General features: G+C 61.6%; 19 protein-coding genes. 4 read left to right on the top strand and 15 right to left on the bottom strand.

Annotated features, from left to right (window positions below):
* The first annotated feature begins 76 nt into the window (after positions 1-76).
* A complete protein-coding gene (gene dcd / locus QZR30_RS01300; RefSeq protein ID WP_003189215.1) occupies positions 77-643 on the top strand; it encodes a dCTP deaminase in 567 nt (188 codons plus the stop codon).
* Between the two features lie 108 nt (positions 644-751).
* On the top strand, positions 752-949 hold the full coding sequence (locus QZR30_RS01295) for a hypothetical protein (RefSeq protein ID WP_005785769.1): 198 nt from the start codon (positions 752-754) through the stop codon (positions 947-949).
* A gap of 23 nt (positions 950-972) precedes the next feature.
* On the opposite strand, the gene pdeM is transcribed toward QZR30_RS01295, so the two are convergent.
* From pdeM to QZR30_RS01225, 14 genes are all read right to left on the bottom strand, one after another.
* Entirely contained in the window at positions 973-1,623 is a 651-nt protein-coding gene (pdeM, locus tag QZR30_RS01290) for a ligase-associated DNA damage response endonuclease PdeM (protein WP_059398136.1), read from the bottom strand.
* A complete protein-coding gene (locus tag QZR30_RS01285) occupies positions 1,623-4,103 on the bottom strand; it encodes a ligase-associated DNA damage response DEXH box helicase (RefSeq protein ID WP_311902864.1) in 2,481 nt (826 codons plus the stop codon). Before QZR30_RS01285 ends, pdeM begins: the two co-directional genes overlap by 1 nt.
* A 158-nt stretch (positions 4,104-4,261) precedes the next feature.
* Positions 4,262-5,026: an ABC transporter ATP-binding protein gene (locus QZR30_RS01280; protein WP_311902863.1), complete on the bottom strand. Its 765-nt coding sequence runs from the start codon at positions 5,024-5,026 to the stop codon at positions 4,262-4,264.
* A 13-nt stretch (positions 5,027-5,039) separates the two neighbouring features.
* Complete coding sequence (locus QZR30_RS01275; protein WP_046071309.1) at positions 5,040-6,158, bottom strand: succinylglutamate desuccinylase/aspartoacylase family protein; 1,119 nt, start codon at positions 6,156-6,158, stop codon at positions 5,040-5,042.
* A 9-nt stretch (positions 6,159-6,167) separates the two neighbouring features.
* Entirely contained in the window at positions 6,168-6,878 is a 711-nt protein-coding gene (locus QZR30_RS01270) for an ABC transporter permease (protein ID WP_046071310.1), read from the bottom strand.
* Positions 6,875-7,603, bottom strand: coding sequence for an ABC transporter permease (locus tag QZR30_RS01265; RefSeq protein ID WP_046071311.1), 729 nt, complete (start codon positions 7,601-7,603; stop codon positions 6,875-6,877). Before QZR30_RS01265 ends, QZR30_RS01270 begins: the two co-directional genes overlap by 4 nt.
* Before the next feature lie 57 nt (positions 7,604-7,660).
* Positions 7,661-8,440 (bottom strand): transporter substrate-binding domain-containing protein, encoded by a 780-nt coding sequence (locus QZR30_RS01260; RefSeq protein ID WP_046071312.1) that lies wholly within the window; start codon positions 8,438-8,440, stop codon positions 7,661-7,663.
* A gap of 239 nt (positions 8,441-8,679) precedes the next feature.
* Positions 8,680-10,314, bottom strand: coding sequence for an ATP-dependent DNA ligase (locus QZR30_RS01255; RefSeq protein ID WP_056847424.1), 1,635 nt, complete (start codon positions 10,312-10,314; stop codon positions 8,680-8,682).
* A complete protein-coding gene (locus QZR30_RS01250; protein WP_046071314.1) occupies positions 10,311-11,315 on the bottom strand; it encodes a ligase-associated DNA damage response exonuclease in 1,005 nt (334 codons plus the stop codon). Before QZR30_RS01250 ends, QZR30_RS01255 begins: the two co-directional genes overlap by 4 nt.
* A 203-nt stretch (positions 11,316-11,518) precedes the next feature.
* Complete coding sequence (locus tag QZR30_RS01245; protein ID WP_068966527.1) at positions 11,519-13,960, bottom strand: penicillin acylase family protein; 2,442 nt, start codon at positions 13,958-13,960, stop codon at positions 11,519-11,521.
* 223 nt (positions 13,961-14,183) lie between these two features.
* Positions 14,184-14,384: an SEC-C metal-binding domain-containing protein gene (locus tag QZR30_RS01240; protein WP_046071316.1), complete on the bottom strand. Its 201-nt coding sequence runs from the start codon at positions 14,382-14,384 to the stop codon at positions 14,184-14,186.
* Positions 14,381-14,863: an LEA type 2 family protein gene (locus QZR30_RS01235; protein ID WP_046071317.1), complete on the bottom strand. Its 483-nt coding sequence runs from the start codon at positions 14,861-14,863 to the stop codon at positions 14,381-14,383. Before QZR30_RS01235 ends, QZR30_RS01240 begins: the two co-directional genes overlap by 4 nt.
* A 21-nt stretch (positions 14,864-14,884) precedes the next feature.
* On the bottom strand, positions 14,885-15,355 hold the full coding sequence (locus QZR30_RS01230) for a YchJ family protein (protein ID WP_046071318.1): 471 nt from the start codon (positions 15,353-15,355) through the stop codon (positions 14,885-14,887).
* 4 nt (positions 15,356-15,359) lie between these two features.
* Positions 15,360-15,857: a DUF6231 family protein gene (locus tag QZR30_RS01225; RefSeq protein WP_046071319.1), complete on the bottom strand. Its 498-nt coding sequence runs from the start codon at positions 15,855-15,857 to the stop codon at positions 15,360-15,362.
* A 188-nt stretch (positions 15,858-16,045) separates the two neighbouring features.
* On the opposite strand from QZR30_RS01225, the gene QZR30_RS01220 reads away from it, so the two are divergent.
* The gene (locus QZR30_RS01220; protein ID WP_046071320.1) at positions 16,046-16,804 is read left to right on the top strand and encodes a hypothetical protein; all 759 of its coding nucleotides are present in this window, start codon (positions 16,046-16,048) and stop codon (positions 16,802-16,804) included.
* A gap of 119 nt (positions 16,805-16,923) precedes the next feature.
* On the opposite strand, the gene QZR30_RS01215 is transcribed toward QZR30_RS01220, so the two are convergent.
* Positions 16,924-17,388, bottom strand: coding sequence for a CopD family protein (locus QZR30_RS01215; protein ID WP_043051578.1), 465 nt, complete (start codon positions 17,386-17,388; stop codon positions 16,924-16,926).
* A gap of 99 nt (positions 17,389-17,487) precedes the next feature.
* On the opposite strand from QZR30_RS01215, the gene dinG reads away from it, so the two are divergent.
* Positions 17,488-19,632 carry an ATP-dependent DNA helicase DinG gene (dinG, locus tag QZR30_RS01210; RefSeq protein WP_059398138.1) on the top strand — a complete coding sequence of 715 codons (2,145 nt, stop codon included), beginning with the start codon at positions 17,488-17,490 and terminating at the stop codon, positions 19,630-19,632.
* Positions 19,633-19,644: the final 12 nt, after the last annotated feature.

The following is a 19,644-nucleotide window of genomic DNA, read 5'->3' as shown; positions in this document are numbered from 1 at the left end:
GCGGCCTTTGAACCCCAACGCCGGCCCCGGTAAGATGGCCCACAGTTTTTTCTACCTCGCTATTCAGGACACCGCCATGAGCATCAAATCGGACAAGTGGATTCGCCGCATGGCGCAGGAACACGGCATGATCGAGCCGTTCGTCGAGCGCCAGATTCGTGGCGAAGGCGACGAGCGGGTGATTTCGTACGGGGTTTCCAGCTATGGCTACGACGTGCGGTGCGCCGATGAATTCAAGGTGTTCACCAACATCAATTCGGCCATCGTCGACCCGAAGAACTTCGATGAAAAGAGCTTCGTCGACGTCAAGAGCGATGTGTGCATCATCCCGCCAAACTCCTTCGCCCTGGCGCGTACCGTGGAGTTCTTCCGTATTCCCCGTGACGTGCTGACCATCTGCCTCGGTAAAAGCACCTACGCGCGCTGCGGCATTATCGTCAACGTGACGCCGCTTGAGCCGGAATGGGAAGGTCATGTGACCCTGGAGTTCTCCAACACCACGACGTTGCCGGCGAAAATCTACGCCAACGAAGGTGTGGCGCAGATGCTGTTCCTGCAGTCTGACGAAGCTTGCGAAGTGTCCTACAAAGACCGCGCCGGCAAGTATCAGGGCCAGCGTGGCGTTACGCTTCCACGCGCTTGATCGAAAGCTCCTACCGGTAAAGGGAATTAGTCTGCGCAAAGTGACTCTATCTAGGTGTACTGCCTCGGCGCGTGCAAAACGCGCCGGGCCACGCTTGAGGAGTACCTTATGAAGATCGATCCGCGAATCAGCGCAGAACTTGCCCGGCTTGAACCCAACCAGATTGGCGTTCTGGCCTGGTCCCTGATGGCCAATCCCGCCCATGCAGGCGGCATTCCGGGCCAGCCCGAACCCGATTATCCACAGCCTACCGAACCCGGTGAGCCGACCCTGCCAGACGAGCCGCCACCGGCACCTGTCGCCTGATACCCGGATGGCCGGTCAGCACTTCACTGAATCGGCCAGACCGCCTGATCGCCGATCACAAAGATTCGGTGGTCATCGCCCTGCTCCACGGCATACCCGCCCGTAAATGCGCCAAATGCTGGCAGCAGGCTGACCCGTCTGCCGATCTGGAAGCACGGTAGGCGCAGACGCTGGCGGCCTTTGCCGCGCAGGCGATACACCGGGTGCACATGCCCCGCCAGCACGTGATGGGTGGGGTGGCTGTCCGGTTCATGTTGCAGGGCGAAAGGGCCCATCAACAGCGGCTCAGGGACCACCTCGATCCTCAAGTCCGTAGGCGGGTCGCCCGCACGTTTATCGTGATTGCCGCGAATTAGGGTCATGACCAGGGTCGGATTGCGTGCACGCCAGGCTCGGATCGCGCTGAGGGTGCCACTGGCGTGTGAGCCTGGACCATGGAGAAAGTCACCGAGAAAGATCAACTGCGAGCAAGGCAGGGCCGCTAACAGGTTGTCCAGCCGTTGCAGATTGGCGGTAGTGGTGCCCTGGGGCACAGGTTGCCCGAGGCTGCGGTAGGCCGATGCCTTGCCAAAATGCGCATCGGCAACCAGCAGGCACTGACGGGCTGGCCAGTACACGGCCTTTTCCGCCAACAACCACAGCTCTTCGCCTTCCAGTGTCAGTGCACAATGCATCACCCAATTCCTTTGTCTGCGACTTTTTCCAGGTCCTTGACCATCCGCGCAATGCGCTCCGAGAGTTTTTCCGAACTCATACTCTCGCGCATGCGTTCTACCAGCAGCGGGAAGGCCAGGGGCGTAGGCCGCTGGATCAGGTGCAGATCCAGCTTCAGCGCCGATAAATGGCTTAAGGTCTGCTCCAGCCGACGAATATCCAACTCATCGCGCAGCACTTCTTCCCCGGCCTGGGCCAGTAGCAGGTTCTGCGGGTCATATTGCTTGAACACTTCAAAGAACAAACCGCTGGACGCTTGCACCTGCCGCGTACTCTTCGGTGCGCCAGGATGGCCGGCAAATACCAGCCCGGCGATCCGCGCAATCTCGCGAAAGCGGCGCAAGGCCAGCTCGCCGGCATTGAGGCTGGCGGCCACGTCGTTGAGCAAGTGCTCGGGGCTCAGCAACGCTGCATTCAGCAACCTTGGCCAGTGCACCTCGGTAGCGCTCAATAGCTCCAGGCCATAATCATTCACGGCAATCGAAAAGGTCAGCGGCTGCTGTTGGCTGACGCGCCACGCCAGCAAGCTCGCCAACCCCAAGTGCACCTGGCGCCCGGCGAAGGGATAGAGAAATAGATGCCAGCCCTCCCGCGATTGCAGCCTTTCAGCCAGCAAATTCTCGCGTGTGGGCAGGCCGGACCAGCGCAGCTGGGTTTGCAGCAACGGTTGTACCGCCTGCATCTCCGGGCCGTCGAAGTGCCCCTGCGCCGCGGCGTCAAAACGCTCGATCACCGCCTGGGCCAGCTCGTTTGAAAGCGGCATGCGCCCGCCATTCCAGCGCGGCACGGCGGCTTTTTTGGCGTTACTGCGGCGCACATAGGCGGTCATGTTTTCCACCCGTACCAACTCCAGCAAGCGCCCGGCGAACAAGAAGCCATCCCCCGGCTTGAGCCGGGCAATAAAGCCCTCCTCGACACTGCCCAGGTGCTTGCCGCCGCCGCCTTTGCTCCAGAATTTCAGCTGGATACTGGCATCGCTGACGATGGTCCCCACGCTCATGCGATGGCGACGCGCCAGGCGTGCGTCCGGGACACGCCAGATGCCGTGCTCGTCGGGCTCTACACGGCGGTAATCCGGGTAAGCCGTCAGTGACAGGCCGCCATGGCGTACAAACCCCAAGGCCCAGGTCCAGTCAGCCTCGCTGAGATCGCGGTAGGCCCACGCGCCGCGCACTTCCGCCAGCAATGCATCCGGGGTAAATCCGCCGCCCAGGGCCATGCTGACCAGGTGTTGTACAAGCACATCCAGCGGTTTGTGCGGCGATTCCCGCGCTTCGATGCGCCGTTGGGCAATCACCTCCTGGGCCGCCGCGGCTTCCACCAGTTCCAGGCTGTGTGTCGGCACCAGTGTCACCCGTGATGGCCGCCCGGGCGCATGGCCGGAGCGCCCGGCGCGCTGCATCAGCCGCGCCACGCCTTTGGCGGAACCGATCTGCAGCACCCGTTCTACCGGCAGGAAGTCCACGCCCAAGTCCAGGCTTGAGGTGCACACCACCGCCTTGAGCTGGCCGTCTTTCAAGGCGCGCTCCACCCAGTCCCGGGTTTCCCGCGATAACGAGCCGTGGTGCAGGGCAATCAATCCCGCCCAGTCCGGGCGGGCGTCGAGTATCGCCTGATACCAGATCTCCGATTGTGCCCGGGTATTGGTAAACACCAGGCAACTGCTGCTGGCCTCCACCTCGGCGACCACTTGCGGCAACATCTTCAAGCCAATATGCCCGGCCCAGGGAAAACGCTCGGTGACGGGCGGCAGCAAGGTGTCGACCCTCAATTCCTTGGCCGTTTGCCCCTGTAGATTGACCCCGCCACCCTGTGGGACCAGCACCTCCAACGCGTGGGCCTGGTTGCCCAAGGTCGCCGAGATGCCCCACACCATCAGCTCAGGATGCCAGCGCCGCAAGCGTGCCAGGGCCAGTTGCAACTGCACGCCGCGCTTATTGCCGATCAGCTCGTGCCATTCATCCACGATCACCATGCGCAGGTGCGCCAGGCTCGTCTCACTGTCGGCCCGTGCGAGCATCAGCGTCAGGCTTTCCGGGGTGGTGACCAGAGCGGTGGGTTGGCGGCGGGTCTGGCGTGCGCGCTCGCTGCTGCTGGTGTCGCCGGTACGCAGGCCCACGCTCCAGGGAATTTGCAGGGCGTCCAAGGGTGCCTGCAGGGCACGTGCGGAATCGGCAGCCAAGGCACGCATCGGCGTGATCCACAGCACCGTCAGCGGTTCAGCGGGTGGCTTGCGCTTGCCGGTAGCGGGCGGGCGGGTGATGGCGAAACGGTTGAGGGCGGCGAACCACAAGGCATAGGTTTTACCTGCACCGGTACTGGCATGCAGCAGCCCTGACTGGCCAGCCTTGACCGCTGCCCATACGTGTTTCTGAAAGGCGAACGGTTTCCAGCCTTTGGCGGCGAACCATTGTTTGGCGAAATCGTGGGTTTTTGCCATTCGGCAACTGACGCTCTGGAGGGCTTAGTTCAAAGACCCTTAAGGCTGCGCTGACGTTCCAACTGTAGGAGCGGGCTTGCCCGCGAAAAAAGCTCAGGCGCCGCGTTTAACCTGGATGCCCGCGTTATCGTTGACGATTTTCGCGAGCAAGCTCGCTCCTACTTCAAATTGCCACTCAGAAACTGCTGCAGGCGCTCGCTTTTCGGATTGCCCAGCACATCCTCGGGGGTGCCTTGCTCTTCCACCAGGCCCTTGTGCAGGAACAGCACCTGGCTTGAGACCTTGAGCGCAAAGCTCATCTCGTGAGTCACCATGATCATGGTGCGGCCTTCCTCGGCCAGGCCCTGGATCACCTTCAACACTTCACCCACCAGTTCCGGGTCGAGGGCCGAGGTGGGTTCATCGAACAGCATCACCTCAGGCTCCATCGCCAGGGCGCGGGCGATGGCTACCCGCTGTTGCTGGCCGCCAGACAGGAACGCCGGGTACTGATCGGCTACACGTGCCGGCAGCCCGACCTTGTCCAGATAGCGGCGGGCGCGGTCTTCGGCGTCTTTCTTGCTGCACCCCAGCACGCGGCGCGGGGCCATGGTGATGTTTTCCAGCACGCTCATATGGCTCCACAGGTTGAAGTGCTGGAACACCATCGCCAATCGTGTGCGCAGGCGTTGCAGCTCGGCATCGTCGGCCACGCGCATGCCGTGGCGGTCGCTGACCATGCGGATCGTCTGGCCGTCCAGGGTCATGGCGCCATCGTTGGGGGTTTCCAGGAAGTTGATACAGCGCAGGAAGGTGCTCTTGCCCGAGCCACTGGCGCCGATCAGGCTGATCACATCACCGGTCCTGGCCTTGAGCGACACACCTTTGAGCACTTCATTGTCGCCATAGCTTTTATGCAGGCCTTCAACGGTCAGTTTGTACATGGGGCGTGCATCCTCAAGGCGAAAGTAGATAGCCGCTGCGGTAGGCCTGCGTGCCGGCGATATGGCTGATGACCATCCCGGCAGTGGCCATGCGCCGCAGCGAACGGGCGTAGAGCAGGCCGGCGTGCTGGCAATGCACGGGCGTTACGCGGTCGGTAATGGGGTCGATGATTTCGGCGATCAGTTGCCCGGCCTCTAGGTATTGACCCGGCAAGGCGCTGAACACCAGCAAGCCGCCCACCGGAGTCGTCACCGGTTCCACGCCCGCCAATGGAGTGGCCGGGTAGGCCAGGGCAGGCAGGGGGGCGACGTCGCCGGTGATGGCGCCGAAGTGGATCAGGTAATCGATGATGGCCTGGCAGTCCGACGCAGCGAGGCCATGAGTGACATCGCCTTGGCCGCGCAACTCGACGGTCACCGACAAGCTGCCCATGGGAATCGGGAAGCGCTCGCCGAAGCGTTGCTGCAACTGCCACCACACCAGAGTGAAACACTCATCAAAGGACTGCCCGCCAGAGTCGGTGGCCAGCAAGTTGGCCTGCGAGCCGAGGTAGCGCGCCAAGGGTTCCACTCGCGGCCAGCCCTGTGGCGTGGTGTACAGGTGCGCGACGGCTTCGAAGTCGCAATGCAGGTCGAGCACCAAGTCGGCATCACAGGCCAGGTGTTGCAGCACCAGGCGTTGGGATTGCAGCTGGGTCTGGGGCGTCTGCGCGGCCAGGGCGTTGGACAAGGCTGTGCGGATCAAGTGGATATTGTGTTGGGGATCATCGCCCAAGCGCTCTTCGATTTGGTCGCCGACCGCTTCGCTGAGGTCGACAAATAAACGATTGAAGTTCTGCCCGCTTTCCAGCTCGTAGCGGCCCAAGGGGATGTCCATCAACACTTGTTCGAGGCCCACCGGATTGGCGACAGGCACCAGCACGATTTCGCTGCGCAAGCGTCCGGCTGCCGCCAGCTCTGCCAGGCGCGCCTTGAGGTGCCAGGCCACCAGCATGCCCGGCAGTTCATCGGCATGCAGGGAGGACTGGATATAGACCTTGCCCGCGGCCTGTTCCGGGCCGAAGTGAAAACTGTGCAGTTGCCGCGCCGTGCCCGGCACCGGCGCGATCAGGTCATGTTGCTGATGTCGCATGCAGGCTCCTTAGTGGCTCGGCCCGAGGAAGGCCAGCCAGCGGCGCTCCGCCAGGCGGAACAGGCCGACCAGGGTAAAGGTCACCGCGAGGTAGATCAGCGCGGCGATGCCGAACGATTGAAAGGTCATGAAGGTGGCGGAGTTGGCGTCCCGTGCCACCTTGAGGATGTCCGGGATGGTCGCGGTAAACGCCACCGTGGTCGAGTGCAGCATCAGGATCACTTCATTGCTGTAGTAGGGCAACGCGCGGCGCAGTGCTGAGGGCATGATCACGTAGGCGTACAACTTCCAGCCGCTGAGGCCGTAGGCCTTGGCCGCCTCGACTTCGCCGTGGGCCATACTGCGGATCGCCCCGGCGAAAATCTCCGTGGTGTAGGCGCAGGTGTTGAGGGCGAAGGCCAGAATGGTGCAATTCATTGCATCGCGAAAGAACGCATCCAGCACCGGCTGAGCACGCACTGCCGCGATGCTGTAGATGCCGGTGTAGCAGATCAACAATTGGATATAGAGCGGCGTGCCGCGAAACAGGTAGGTGTAGAACTGCACCGGCCAACGCACCAGGCGCTTGCGCGAGACGCGGGCGATGGACAGCGGGATCGACACCAGGAAACCGATGACGAGGGCAGCACTGAGCAGCCACATCGTCATGGCCAGGCCGGTGATGTGCTGGCCGTCGCTGTAAAGGAAGGGGCGCCAGTATTCCTGCAACAGTTCGATCATCGCACTGCCTCCCGGGCGCCTGCGGAGTAGCGACGTTCAAGCCGACGCAAGACAAAATTGGAGGCGCTGGTGATCAACAGGTAGATCAGCGCGGCGAGTACCAGGAAATAGAACAGTTGATAGGTACTCTTGCCCGCGTCCTGGGCTGCTTTCACCAAGTCTGCCAGACCGATGATCGACACCAGCGCGGTGGCCTTGAGCATCACCATCCAGTTATTGCCAATGCCCGGCAGGGCAAAGCGCATCATCTGCGGGAAGGTCACGTAGCGAAACCGCTGACCGCGCTTGAGCCCGTAGGCGGTGGCGGCTTCCAGCTGGCCGCGGGGCACGGCGAGGATCGCGCCGCGAAATGTTTCGGTGAAATAGGCGCCGTAGATGAAACCCAGGGTAATCACTCCGGCGCTGAAGGGGTCGATCTCGATGTATTCCCATTCCATAAAGTCGGTCAGGCCAGTAAGCCAGGTTTGCAGGCTGTAAAAAATCAACAGCATCAGCACCAGGTCGGGCACCCCGCGAATCAATGTGGTGTAAAGCTGGGCGGGGATGCGCAGTAATGCCAGGCTGGACAGCTTGGCGCTGGCGCCGAGCAGGCCGAGCAAGACGCTGACGGCCAGGGACAGCACCGATAACTTGATGGTCATCCAGGTGCCTTGCAGCAACAGCGGGCCGAAACCCTTCAAGCTGAACGCGCTCAGCCCGAGGGTTTGCAACAGATCTTCGAACATAAATCAGGACCTATGGCGATAGAAAAGCGCCCCTCCCGAGGAAGGGCGCCCCAGGCATTATTTGCCGCTGTACAGGTTCAGATCGCCGAAGTGTTTTTTCTGAATGGTGGCGTAGGTGCCATCATCGTGTAACGCTTTGATACCTTTATCCAAAAGGGCCTTCAGCTCAGTGTTACCTTTTTTGATACCGATGGCGGTTTTCGAGGGCAGCAACGGGTCATCGATGGCTGCGCTGACTTCGTAGCCGGCGCCCGCTGGCGACTTGAGAAAACCCAATTCAGCTTGCAGCATGTCCTGCACGGAAGCATCGAGGCGCCCGGAGGTCAGGTCGGCGTAGACCTGATCCTGGTTGGCGTAGGCCTTGGTGGTCACCCCGGCTTTATCCAGCACGGCCTTGGCGTAGGCTTCCTGGATGGTGCCTTGCTCGTAGCCTACGGACTTGCCCTTGAGGGATTCAGGTGTCGAATACCCTGCGCCTTTTTTGAACACCAGCGAGGTGGGGCCGGAGAACAGCTCGTTGGAGAAGTCGATCGCCTTCTCGCGCACTGGCGTCACGGTCATGGAGGAAATCACGCCGTCGAACTTGTTAGCTTTCAGGCCCGGAATCATGCCGTCGAAGTCGCTTTCGACCCACTTGCATTTGACCTTCAGCTCCGCACAGATCGCATTGCCCAGGTCGATATCGAAGCCCACCAGGCTGCCGTCGGCGGCTTTGGATTCGAACGGTGCATAGGAGGGGTCGACACCAAAACGCAATTCCTTGTATTCCTTGGCGCTGGCAACACCAGCAGCCATGCACAGAGCCAGTGCAGAAAGGGTCAGCAATGCTTTTTTCATTAGGTAATCCCTGGAAACCAAGATAAGCGCTTTTGGCGCGTTTAGAACTGTTACTGAGCGGTGTCAGACGGATCACAAGTAGCAATTTCTGCACCATAGTTCCGGATGGGCTTTTTAAAAGGTGGGATAAGGCAAATCGGAGTGTAGGAGATGCCCGAAAATGAGCATCAGAAAATGGGTGCACTGTTTCAGGTCGTATGGAGATTCCAATGTGGGGCTTGCTCCCACAGGGATTTATGTCAAATCAGTAGGTCTTGTAGTGTGGCAAGGTTGTCAGCCTCTTCCACCGTCTTGTCCTGACGCCAGCGCAACATGCGCGGAAACCGCACCGCAATCCCGCTCTTGTGCCGCTTGGACAGGGCGATACCCTCAAAGCCCAGTTCAAACACCATGCTTGGCGTCACGCTGCTGACCGGGCCGAATTTTTCTACCGTGGTTTTACGCACGATGGCGTCCACCTTGCGCATTTCCTCGTCGGTCAACCCGGAGTACGCCTTGGCGAACGGCACCAGGGTGCGCTCGCTGCCCGGCGGGCCATCCCACACCGCGAAGGTGTAGTCGCTGTACAGGCTGGCGCGCCGGCCATGGCCGCGCTGGGCGTAGATCAATACGGCGTCGACGCTGAAGGGGTCGACTTTCCACTTCCACCACAGGCCCATGTCCTTGGTGCGGCCCACGCCATAGAGGCCTTGGCGATCCTTGAGCATCATGCCTTCGACACCAAGGCTGCGGGACGCTTCGCGCTGCTCGGCCAACGCTGCCCAGGTTGGCCCCTCGAGCAGCGGTGAGGGCAGCAATACGGGTTGGTTGCACTCAGCGATCACGCGTTCCAGCTGTGTACGACGCTCAGCCTGGATATGGTTGCGCCAGTCATCGCCCTGAAATTCCAGCAGGTCGTAGGCGAGCACTGCAACCGGAGCATCCTCCAGGACTTTTTTGCTCAGGGTCTTGCGGCCGATCCGCTGTTGCAGCAATGCAAAGGGTTGCACCGAGTCTTTCCACACCACGATTTCGCCATCGATCACCGTGCCGTCGGGCAGGCCACTCACCAGGCTGTGCAGCTCGGGGAAACGCTCAGTCACCAACTCTTCACCCCGGGACCAGATCCACAGACGCCCCTCACGCTTGACCAGTTGCGCGCGAATGCCATCAAACTTCCATTCCACCTGCCAATCGGCGGGCGAACCGAGCAGCGTGTCGAATTGCTCCACCGGTTGCGCCAACCCATGGGCCAGAAAAAACGGATACGGCTGCCCACCTCGTTGCGCATGCTCGTCGGACGATTCGGCAGCGATCAGCTTGAGATAGCCCGCAGGCGTCGGGCGATTCGATAAATCGGTGTAGCCCACCAACCGCTGGGCCACGCGCTTGCTATCGAGGTCGGCCATGGTGGCAAGCGCGCGGGTGACCAGCAGTTTGGACACGCCGACGCGAAAGCTGCCGGTGATCAGCTTGATACACACCATCAGGCTCGGCTGGTCCAACTGCGCCCAGAGGGCCGGCAGCCGTTCGGCCAGGTCCATGGGCGAAAGCCCGCGCAGGGGCAGCAATTTGTCTTCCAGCCACACGGCCAGGCCGTCCTCGGAGCTGTAGGTGGATTCGGGTAGGAGCAGGGAAATCGTCTCGGCCAAGTCACCCACTGACTGGTAGCTCTCCTCGAACAGCCAGGGTTCGATACCGGCCGCTTCGGTGGCCATGTCCCGTAGCAGGCGCGTGGGCACCAGTTGCCGCGGCCGTCCACCGGAGAGGAAGTACACCGCCCATGCAGCATCTGCTGGCGGCGCTTGCAGGAAGTAGGCTTGCAGCGCCGCGAGCTTGGCATTGCTGGAGGTGGTGGCGTCGAGGTTGGCGTACAACTCGGCGAAGGCTTTCATGCCGTAGCCTCTTCTTCGTCATCACCGTACTCGGTGGTGAAACCCTGAGCATCCAAGCCTTTTTCCCGCAGATGACGTACCAGCACGCCGACCGAGCCGTGGGTAACCATTACCCGTTCGGCACCGGTTTGTTCGATGGCCCATAACAGCCCGGGCCAATCGGCGTGGTCCGACAGCACAAAGCCACGGTCCACGCCACGCCGTCGACGGGTACCACGCAGACGCATCCAGCCACTGGCGAAGGCGTCGCTGTAGTCGCCGAAGCGGCGCATCCAAGTGCTGCCGCCGGCGGAGGGCGGGGCGATGATCAGTGCTTGGCGTAACAGCGGGTCGGTCTTCTTGAAATCGCCGGCGTACAGCGTCTCGGGAATGTAGACGCCGGCTTCACGGTAGACCCGATTCAAGGGCTCGACTGCGCCGTGGCTGAGGATCGGGCCGATACTGGCGTCGAGGCCATGGAGAATGCGCTGGGCCTTGCCGAAGGAATAACAGAACAACACGCTCGCCTTGCCGTTGGCGATATTGGCCCGCCACCAGTCGTTGATCCCCGCGAAAATCTGCGCCTGGGGCTGCCAGCGGTAGATCGGCAGGCCGAACGTAGATTCGGTGATAAAGGTATGGCAACGCACCGGTTCGAACGGCGCGCAGGTGCCATCGGGTTCGACTTTGTAGTCGCCGGACGCCACCCAGACTTCGCCCTGGTATTCCAGGCGGACCTGGGCCGAACCGAGCACATGCCCGGCAGGATGAAAGCTCAAGGTCACGCCGTGATGCTCCAAGCGTTCGCCGTAGGCCAGTGTTTGCAGGTTGATGTCCTGGCCCAGGCGCCAGCGCAGGATACCTTCGCCGGGCGCGGCGGCCAGATAATGCTGGTTGCCGGTGCGCGCGTGGTCGCCGTGGGCGTGGGTGATCACGGCGCGCTCCACCGGGCGCCAGGGGTCAATATAGAAATCACCGGCAGGGCAATAGAGGCCTTCGGGGCGGGCGATGACGAGGTCCATGGGGTTGCCGTGGGCGATGGGCTTGTTAGTTATGAGGAGGGGCTGGGTGTAGAAGTTCTATCTGAATGCATGGGATCCAAATGTGGGAGGGGGCTTGCTCCCGATAGCAGTACTTCAGTCAATGAATGTGTTGACTGTCACACCGCTATCGGGAGCAAGCCCCCTCCCACATTTGGATTCGGTTTCTGCTGGGGAAAACCGGGTTACTTGCCAGGCGTCAGGGTCAGCCTTGTCTTGCCATACACCTTTTCAAAGTTTTGCGGCTGCATCGGGAAGCTCAGGTATTGCGCCTTGAGCGATGGGTCGATGCCGTTGGCATAGTTCGGGCTCGCCGGGTTGCCTGACTGGCCGATGCCACCCTGGCCCAGCATTGGTTCCGCTATGCCGAAGTCGATGATCATGCGCAATGCCGGCACCTGGGTGGTGTTGAAATCCTGGCCCCAGCTGTATGGCGCCGGGTTCAGGGTGTTGTGGTCGCCACCGCTGGCAAGGGGGCCGCGGATAACCTGGCCGTTAGTGTTTTTCCAGCGGGTGCTGTGCAGCTTGCCCCACTGCCAGGCCTTGTGATCGGCGCCCAGTTGGCTGTCGCCGGTGCTGATGGCGGCGGCGAGGGTGCGGGCCAGGATCGCGGGTTTGTCTTCTTTTTGCTGTGTGCGCGTGTCGTCCCAGAATGGGCTGTCTTCACGCCCCAGCAAATGATCGGCGACGGCCGAGTAGGACAGGCTGGCATTGCTGACGAAGGCGCTCCAGCTGGCGCTGTTTTCAGGGCCGAGTTTGTCGAGGAAGATCTGTTTAGCACTTTCCTGCAGGAACAACTCGTAAATTGCTGCGTCAGCCGAAGTTGGCGCAAGACGGCCATCGAAGGCCAGCAGGCGGTCCAGTGCTTCGCGAGCCTTGGCGCGATCCGTCGCCGGGAGGGCGTCGATGGCCTGCTTGAGCGGCTGGGCCATGCCTGGCGCCTGGAACATGCCCTTGAGCTTGGCGGCGAAAGTGGTGGTCTGGTCGTATTGCATGGCGATCAGGCTGCGGCTGTCATGCTTGCCGGCATTGGCCAGTTGCGCCAGGCGCTCGCTACGTTCCGGTGCGTCCCAGGAGTTGGACAACTGCATGCCGTAGCCACGTGGCGCAGTACGCTGGTTGGCGGTGCCGATCCAGCCTTGGGCCGGGTCCTGGTCGTAGGGGTGCAGCATCGCATCGGCGTAGCCGTCCCAGTCAAAGCGCGTATCCCAGCCCGGCGACGGCAACAGGCCTTCGCCTTCGCGGCGGTTGGGGAAGCGGCCGGTGACCTGCCAGCCAATATTGCTGGCGTCGGCGAAAATCATGTTCAACGCGATGGCGCGGATCTCACGGGTGGCATCCGACGCCTTGCCAGCGTTTTGCGCACGGGACAGGTCGAAGAACGCATCCAGGCTCTTGTCGTCCTTGAAGTTGGCGGTTTGCAAGGCCAGGCCAAGCCCGCTGGTGAGCGCCTGGCTGCTGTTGAGCATTACGCCGTGGCGTGTTTCATACACCACTTCGCGAATCGAGCGCTGACCCTTGATGAAGAAGGTTTCGTTGCGCACGCCAGCCGGTAGCCATTTGCCGTTGTTCTCGTAGTACAACGCGCTGCCCTGGCGCTTGACCTTCTCCAGGAACAGGTCCTGGGTGTCGCCCTTGACCGCGCTCATGCTCCACGCAACCTTGCCGTTGAAGCCGGACAGCAGGGTCGGCAGGCCGGCGATCGAAGCCCCGACGGCCTGGTATTTCGGCGCACGAATCTGCACGTAGCTCCACGGTGACGGCGCTTGCGGCTGGGCGGCGATATCATTGGCCAATAGGCTCTTGCCGCTGCGGCTGCGTTGCGCACCGATGGCCCAGTTGCTTGACGTGGTGATCGCCAGCGCGTTGAGGCTGTTCAATTGCTGGCTGACTGTGTCCAGCGTGGCGAGGCCGGTGATCTGACCCAGATTCACGCCCTTGAGCTTGTCGGCTTCGGCCTGCGGGATCGCTTCGTCCGGCGCACTCGGAGTGAGCCAGGCGAGTTTGTCTATGCCGACTTTTTGCGCCAGCACCAGGGACGAAATTTCTTCCTGCAGGTTGCCTGACTGGCTGAAATTCAGCAGGCAGAACAGCAGCGCCGAATCTTCCGGCTTCCAGTATTCCGGTTTGTAGCCGCTCTGGGCCAGGTCCGCCGGCAGTTTGTCGCGATAGCGGAACAGGTAGGCATTGACGCCCCGGGCATACACCTCAAAGAAACGCTTGAGGCGCGGCGACGAGGCGCTGTACAGCTCGCCGGCGCTTTTCTTGAGGTTGACCGCACGCATGAAACGGTCGACATCCAGCACTTGCGGGCCGGACATTTCCGCCAGGCGACCCTGGGCCAACAGACGCAGGGTGACCATCTGGGTGATGCGATCGCTGGCGTGGACGTAACCGAGGCTGAACAGTGCGTCATGGAAGGTGTTGCTTTCGATCAGCGGCATGCCCTGGGCATTGCGGCGCACCGATACATTTTGTGCCAGGCCTTTGATCGGCTGTACGCCTGCAACGGGGGGAAGGGTGTCCTGGGTGCTCTGGAGCTGGCAACCGGCCAGGCCCAAGGCACTGGCCACTGCCGCGGCAACGCCGAACCGGGGAAGAAAATGTAAGAGGGCTGGCGAGGCCATGGCAAAGCTCCTGCGGGGGGTAGCGTCAGTAAAGGCGCTACGTTAGTGAGCGCGGCGAAACGACGCAAGCAGGAGTTGTGTAATTGCGTAAGCGCTCAAGCTGTGTGCAAATCAATGTGCGAGGGGGCTTGCTCCCGATTGCGGTGAATCAGTCAGCTCATCTGTAGCTGACACTGCGCAATCGGGAGCAAGCCCCCTCCCACATTTTGGTCTTCAGCGTGGCTTATGCGCCATGGCACTTCTTGAATTTCTTCGCGCTGCCGCACGGGCAAGGATCGTTACGACCCACATCCTTCAAGGCATTGCGCACGGGCTCCTGGTGAGCGTGGCCGCAGTTGGGGCCGTGGACATGGCCGTGGTCGTGATCATGGTGCTCATGATCGTGGTTGCAGTCAGGACCATGGACATGGGGTTGCTGAGTCATCGATGTTGCTCCGGAATAAAATCGCCGGGGATTATCTCGCCATTGTGCGCGACCTGCACGTCATTACCGATGAATAATCCGGTTTTCAGTTCGCCTTCCAGACGATAAGGCACGGGCTGGTCGGGATTTTTCAGCATCTGTACCACGTCACGCACCTGCGGCCAGAGGTTGGTGCGTACCGAAACCCGGAAGAACTTATGACTGCGCGGCGGTACGGTCAGCCATTCGTTGGACTCGCCCTCGGTCAGCAGCAGGTTGCCCAGGCTGATCTTATAGACCAGGCCACGCACCGTCAGGTCGGCGTCGTCGCGGTTGTCTACGCGAAAGTACAGCTTGAACTTCTGCTCCAGCAGCTTGGCCCGCACCACTTCGACCTTGACCAGGGACACGTGGGGCGGAGGCGAATCGTCTTCGAACCACGACGCGCAGCCGGTGAGGCCCAGGGTCAACGCCAGCATCAAGCTGTACATCCGAAGCATGGCGTTATCCCTTTCGAGTGATTAGAGGTAGCTGGAGCAACACTTCTTGAATTTCTGCCCACTGCCACACAAACATACATCATTACGTCCGATCGTCACGTCCACCGTCGGATCGATGAAGTACCAGCGCCCATCATTCTGTACGAAAGATGATTGCTCTCGGTGGCTGTGTTCGCCGCTGCTGTCATGCCAGCGCGCGGTAAAGGTGACGAAGGCGTGTTCCGGCTGGCCGCCGAACACTTCTGAGCTTTCCACCTCAAGGCCCAACCAGGTGCTCTGGGCACTCCAGGCGGCGATGGCGTCGCGGTCCAGCCCGGCCTGTTGCGCGGGCAGGGTAGTGGCCACCAGGTAATCGACCAGGCCCAGCACATAGGCGCTGTAGCGCGAGCGCATCAACGCGCTCGCGCAGGGTGCCGGGTGGCCGGCGTGATAGTGGCCGCAGCAGGCATCCAGCAGATTGCCGCTGCCGCACGGGCAAATGGATGTACTCATCGGGTTACCACCAATACTTTCCGAAGTTTTCCGGGTTGGCCCAGAAGCGGGCGTTGAGCCAGTCCGGCACCTGTTTATAGTCAAGCAGATCATAGGTAAACAGCGTCAGGACCTGCTCATCGCGCTGGAAGTACTCGCCGGCTTGCAAGGCCAGGGAGAAGAAATCGGTTTCCTTCCAGGCGCAGGCGCCCAGGTCGACCAGCACGGCAATGCGGCTGGCATTGAGGTTGCGAATGCCGCCGAGCAAGGTCAGACCCTGCGCTTTTGACAGGTGCTCCAGGCAGTCGACTACCAACGCCAGGTCAAAACGCTGCGCCGCCAGTTCCGGCGGTAACGGCCCTGGCGCTGCCCGGAAAACCTGGGTGTCAGGGTGGGCCTGCTCAAAGGCATCCAGCGCCGGGAATTGGCTGGCGCCCACTAGCAGCAAGCGCTTTGGCCCTTGAAGATCAAGCAAGGCAGCCAAGGCTTGCTGGGGCGTACGGGAAGAAATTCCAGCGGTCATTGCAAATCCTCACATCAAGACCGTAGAGACTAGCGCGGCTGAGCGCGTGGGCCTAGCGCGCGGCGGTCGATACCTACCTGGCAGTAACCGTCTCATCGGAAGTTTTTTGATCCTTCACTGGCAAATCGCCTGTAGAAGTCGTTACTGTGCATCCAAAGAAAAATTTGAAAACACTCAGGAGCCCCATGATGCGTAAGGTTTTTCTGCTGGCCCTGTTGGTCAGCCCCGTTGCCCTGGCCCAGAGCGTCAGTGTCGAAACCAACTCGTTGATGCGCCTGCCCAGCAGCACCAGCGTGCTGCAACTGGAGCGCCTGGAGGTGGCGGACTACGGCACTTTGCTGATTCCGTCCACTATCAGCCAGGTCACGGTGGAGGAGCTGCACCTGGGGCGCGACGCACGCATCGCCATTGTCCCCGGCAATACTGCGCTGCAAATGCAAGTGCGCCAGGCGCAACTGGAGCACGGTAGCCAGATCACTTCACGCGGGGCCCCTGGCACACATGAAAAACCGGCCAAGGCTGGGCGTGACCTGATCTTGCGGATCAACGACCTTAGCGCTGAAGAATTGTCTGTGGATGCCCGCGGCGGGGCCGGTGCCCAAGGGTATGCGGGGCTCGATGGTGCCAACGGCGAGGACCCGGGATGTACGTGGGGTTCGGCTGGGCGCGGGGCCAACGGTGATAACGGCGGCGACGGCCTGCCGGGCGCTTCGGGGGCGAGTGTAAGGCTGGAGTTGCCGCAAGACTTTCCTGGCGACAAAATAAAGGTCTGGGTTGATGGTGGCGCCGGCGGTTTGGCCGGTATAGCGGGCAAACCCGGGAAGGGTGGGCAGTCGAAGGGGTGCCTGGTGTACCGTGCTGACGGCGGCGACAAAGGCCGGTCCGGGTTGGAAGGGCAGCCGGGGCCGGCTGGGCCTGCGGGGTCTGTGACCATTCAGCGGCTCTGAGTCGCCTGGTCTGACGCTATCGGGGGCAAGTCCAATCGTCGCACCGCCCCTCCCACATTTTGGAATGCATTCCAAAGTGTGGGAGGGGGCTTGCCCCCGATGGTGGCCTCAGGGCCGCCTCAGAACATCGGTCGAGCCGAAGCAATTGCCACCACCACCAACCCCACGATCAAATTAATTCCCACCAACCTGCGAATCTGCCCCAGCGCAGCCGCGCCCGCTGGCCAATCTTCGGCCGCCACCGCCTTGCGCAGCTCCGGGAATTTCAACGCCTGGATGCGGATAAACAGCGCCGTCATCACCAGATACAAACCCATCATCACTTGCACATAGCGCGGTGCAGTCTCAAATCCGTTGAAGCGCAGGTGCAAAAGGCCTATGCCGCTGATCGGCAAAACCAGCACTGTCACCCACACCCATACGAAAAAACGTTGAAACACATTCGCCCACAGCTTGAGCCGGGCGGGGCCCTCAAGGGCCGCCATGGCGGCGGGGCGCAGGATCATCCAGGCGAAAAACATACCGCCGACCCAGATCAGGGCAGCCAGTACATGCAGGGTGTAAGCGAAGCTAAACGCGGTCATTGTGGTACTCCGTTCTGCGCGGGATTAATTAGCGGGGTATGATAGCGGCCGATCCGAACCACTGAAAATTTATCCAGCGTTTTTTGCGCCCGACTATCCATGATCAGCACTGAACTCAAAACCACGATCCAGGGCGCCTATACGCGTTTTCTCGAAGCCAAGAGCTTGAAACCACGCTACGGCCAACGCCTGATGATCGCCGAAGTGGCGAAAGTCCTCGGGGATATCGACACCGACGACGAAGGTCGCCGCGAGGGCGAGCCCGCGGTCGTGGCCGTCGAGGCCGGCACCGGTACCGGCAAGACCGTGGCCTACAGCCTTGCCGCGATCCCCACTGCCAAGGCCGCGGGCAAGCGCCTGGTGATCGCCACCGCCACCGTCGCCCTGCAAGAGCAGATTGTCTACAAAGACCTGCCCGACCTGATGCGCAACAGCGGCCTGAGCTTTACCTTCGCCCTGGCCAAGGGCCGGGGCCGCTACATGTGCCTGTCCAAGCTCGACGTCCTGCTGCAGGAAGGCCACGCGCAAACCGCGACCGCCTCATTGTTCGAAGAAGAAGGCTTCAAGATCGAGGTGGATGAGGCCAGCCAAAAACTGTTTACCAGCATGATCGAGAAACTGGCCGGCAATAAATGGGACGGCGACCGCGACAGCTGGCCCACCGCCCTGGAAGATGCCGACTGGGCGCGTCTGACCACAGACCACAGCCAGTGCACCAACCGCCATTGCCCCAACTTTGGCCAGTGCGCCTTCTACAAGGCCCGCGAAGGCATGGGCAAGGTTGACGTCATCGTCACCAACCACGACATGGTGCTGGCCGACCTGGCCCTGGGCGGCGGCGCCGTGTTGCCCGATCCGCGCGACACCCTTTACGTATTCGACGAAGGTCACCACCTGCCGGACAAGGCCATCGGCCACTTCGCCCATTACACGCGCCTGCGTTCCACCGCCGACTGGCTGGAAACCACCGCCAAGAACCTTACCAAGTTGCTGGCCCAGCATCCGCTGCCCGGTGACCTGGGCAAGCTGATCGAGCAGGTGCCGGAACTGGCGCGCGAGATCAAGACCCAGCAGCAGTTCATGTTCAGCGCCTGCGAACAGGTCGCAGATTTCAAGCCCGGTGAAGACGTCGAGGGCCGTGAGCGCCCGCGCCATCGCTTTGTCGGTGGGATGATTCCCGAGCACATGCGCGAAATGGGCATCGAGTTGAAGAAGGGCTTTTCACGCCTGACCGACCTGTTCACCCGCCTGACCGACTTGCTCAAGGAAGGCATGGATGGCGAGGTCAATATCGGCATCGCCAGCAACCAGGCCGAAGAATGGTACCCGTTGTTCGGCAGCCTGCTGTCCCGCTCCCAGGGCAACTGGGAGCTGTGGACCGCCTTCACCGTCGAAGACCCCGAAGACAACCCGCCGATGGCCCGTTGGCTGACCCTGTCGGAAAGCGGTGCGCTGTTTGATATCGAGGTCAACGCCAGCCCGATCCTTGCCGCCGAAATGCTGCGCCGCAACCTGTGGAACGTAGCTTACGGCTGCCTGGTGACGTCGGCCACGCTGACCGCCCTGGGCACCTTTGATCGCTTCCGCATGCGTGCCGGCCTGCCGAAAAAGGCCGTTACCGCCGTGGTGCCAAGCCCCTTTCATCACGCCGACGCCGGTGTGCTGCGGGTGCCGGACCTCAAGGCCGATCCTCGGGATGCGGCGGCGCACACCGCGGCGATCATTCGCGACCTGCCATCGTTGGTCGAAGGCTCCCGCGGCACCCTGGTGCTGTTCTCGTCGCGCAAACAGATGCAGGACGTGTTCGATGGCCTTGACCGCGACTGGCGCAAGCAGGTGTTTATCCAGGGCAACCTGTCCAAGCAGGAAACCCTGAACAAGCACAAGGCGCGGGTCGATGGCGGTGATTCCAGTGTGCTGTTTGGCCTGGCCAGCTTTGCCGAAGGCGTGGACTTGCCCGGCGCCTACTGCGAACACGTGGTAATCGCCAAGATCCCGTTCTCGGTGCCCGATGATCCGGTCGAGGCCGCACTGGCCGAATGGATCGAAGCACGGGGCGGCAACCCGTTCATGGAAATCTCGGTGCCGGATGCTTCACTGAAGCTGGTGCAGGCCTGCGGGCGCTTGCTGCGTACCGAGGAAGACCGGGGCACCATCACCTTGCTTGACCGCCGCCTGGTCACCCAGCGCTATGGCAAGGCTATCCTCAATGCCTTGCCGCCGTTCAGGCGCGAAATTTCTTAAGTCACCGTGGGC

Origin of the sequence: Pseudomonas sp. rhizo25 (genome assembly GCF_031931935.1) — a bacterium.
Lineage (GTDB): Bacteria > Pseudomonadota > Gammaproteobacteria > Pseudomonadales > Pseudomonadaceae > Aquipseudomonas > Aquipseudomonas synxantha.
The sequence above is the reverse complement of the archived record's forward strand: the minus strand, read 5'-3'. Positions and strand labels throughout refer to the sequence as shown.

Coding starts and splice junctions, on each gene's coding strand:
- QZR30_RS01240 (WP_046071316.1), bottom strand. CDS start 14,384: ATGACTCAGCAACCCCATGTCCATGGTCCTGACTGCAACCACGATCAT.
- QZR30_RS01260 (WP_046071312.1), bottom strand. CDS start 8,440: ATGAAAAAAGCATTGCTGACCCTTTCTGCACTGGCTCTGTGCATGGCT.
- QZR30_RS01250 (WP_046071314.1), bottom strand. CDS start 11,315: ATGGACCTCGTCATCGCCCGCCCCGAAGGCCTCTATTGCCCTGCCGGT.
- QZR30_RS01275 (WP_046071309.1), bottom strand. CDS start 6,158: ATGCGACATCAGCAACATGACCTGATCGCGCCGGTGCCGGGCACGGCG.
- QZR30_RS01255 (WP_056847424.1), bottom strand. CDS start 10,314: ATGAAAGCCTTCGCCGAGTTGTACGCCAACCTCGACGCCACCACCTCC.
- QZR30_RS01270 (WP_046071310.1), bottom strand. CDS start 6,878: ATGATCGAACTGTTGCAGGAATACTGGCGCCCCTTCCTTTACAGCGAC.
- QZR30_RS01220 (WP_046071320.1), top strand. CDS start 16,046: ATGCGTAAGGTTTTTCTGCTGGCCCTGTTGGTCAGCCCCGTTGCCCTG.
- QZR30_RS01215 (WP_043051578.1), bottom strand. CDS start 17,388: ATGACCGCGTTTAGCTTCGCTTACACCCTGCATGTACTGGCTGCCCTG.
- QZR30_RS01280 (WP_311902863.1), bottom strand. CDS start 5,026: ATGTACAAACTGACCGTTGAAGGCCTGCATAAAAGCTATGGCGACAAT.
- dinG (WP_059398138.1), top strand. CDS start 17,488: ATGATCAGCACTGAACTCAAAACCACGATCCAGGGCGCCTATACGCGT.
- QZR30_RS01235 (WP_046071317.1), bottom strand. CDS start 14,863: ATGCTTCGGATGTACAGCTTGATGCTGGCGTTGACCCTGGGCCTCACC.
- pdeM (WP_059398136.1), bottom strand. CDS start 1,623: ATGCATTGTGCACTGACACTGGAAGGCGAAGAGCTGTGGTTGTTGGCG.
- dcd (WP_003189215.1), top strand. CDS start 77: ATGAGCATCAAATCGGACAAGTGGATTCGCCGCATGGCGCAGGAACAC.
- QZR30_RS01230 (WP_046071318.1), bottom strand. CDS start 15,355: ATGAGTACATCCATTTGCCCGTGCGGCAGCGGCAATCTGCTGGATGCC.
- QZR30_RS01295 (WP_005785769.1), top strand. CDS start 752: ATGAAGATCGATCCGCGAATCAGCGCAGAACTTGCCCGGCTTGAACCC.
- QZR30_RS01265 (WP_046071311.1), bottom strand. CDS start 7,603: ATGTTCGAAGATCTGTTGCAAACCCTCGGGCTGAGCGCGTTCAGCTTG.
- QZR30_RS01245 (WP_068966527.1), bottom strand. CDS start 13,960: ATGGCCTCGCCAGCCCTCTTACATTTTCTTCCCCGGTTCGGCGTTGCC.
- QZR30_RS01285 (WP_311902864.1), bottom strand. CDS start 4,103: ATGGCAAAAACCCACGATTTCGCCAAACAATGGTTCGCCGCCAAAGGC.
- QZR30_RS01225 (WP_046071319.1), bottom strand. CDS start 15,857: ATGACCGCTGGAATTTCTTCCCGTACGCCCCAGCAAGCCTTGGCTGCC.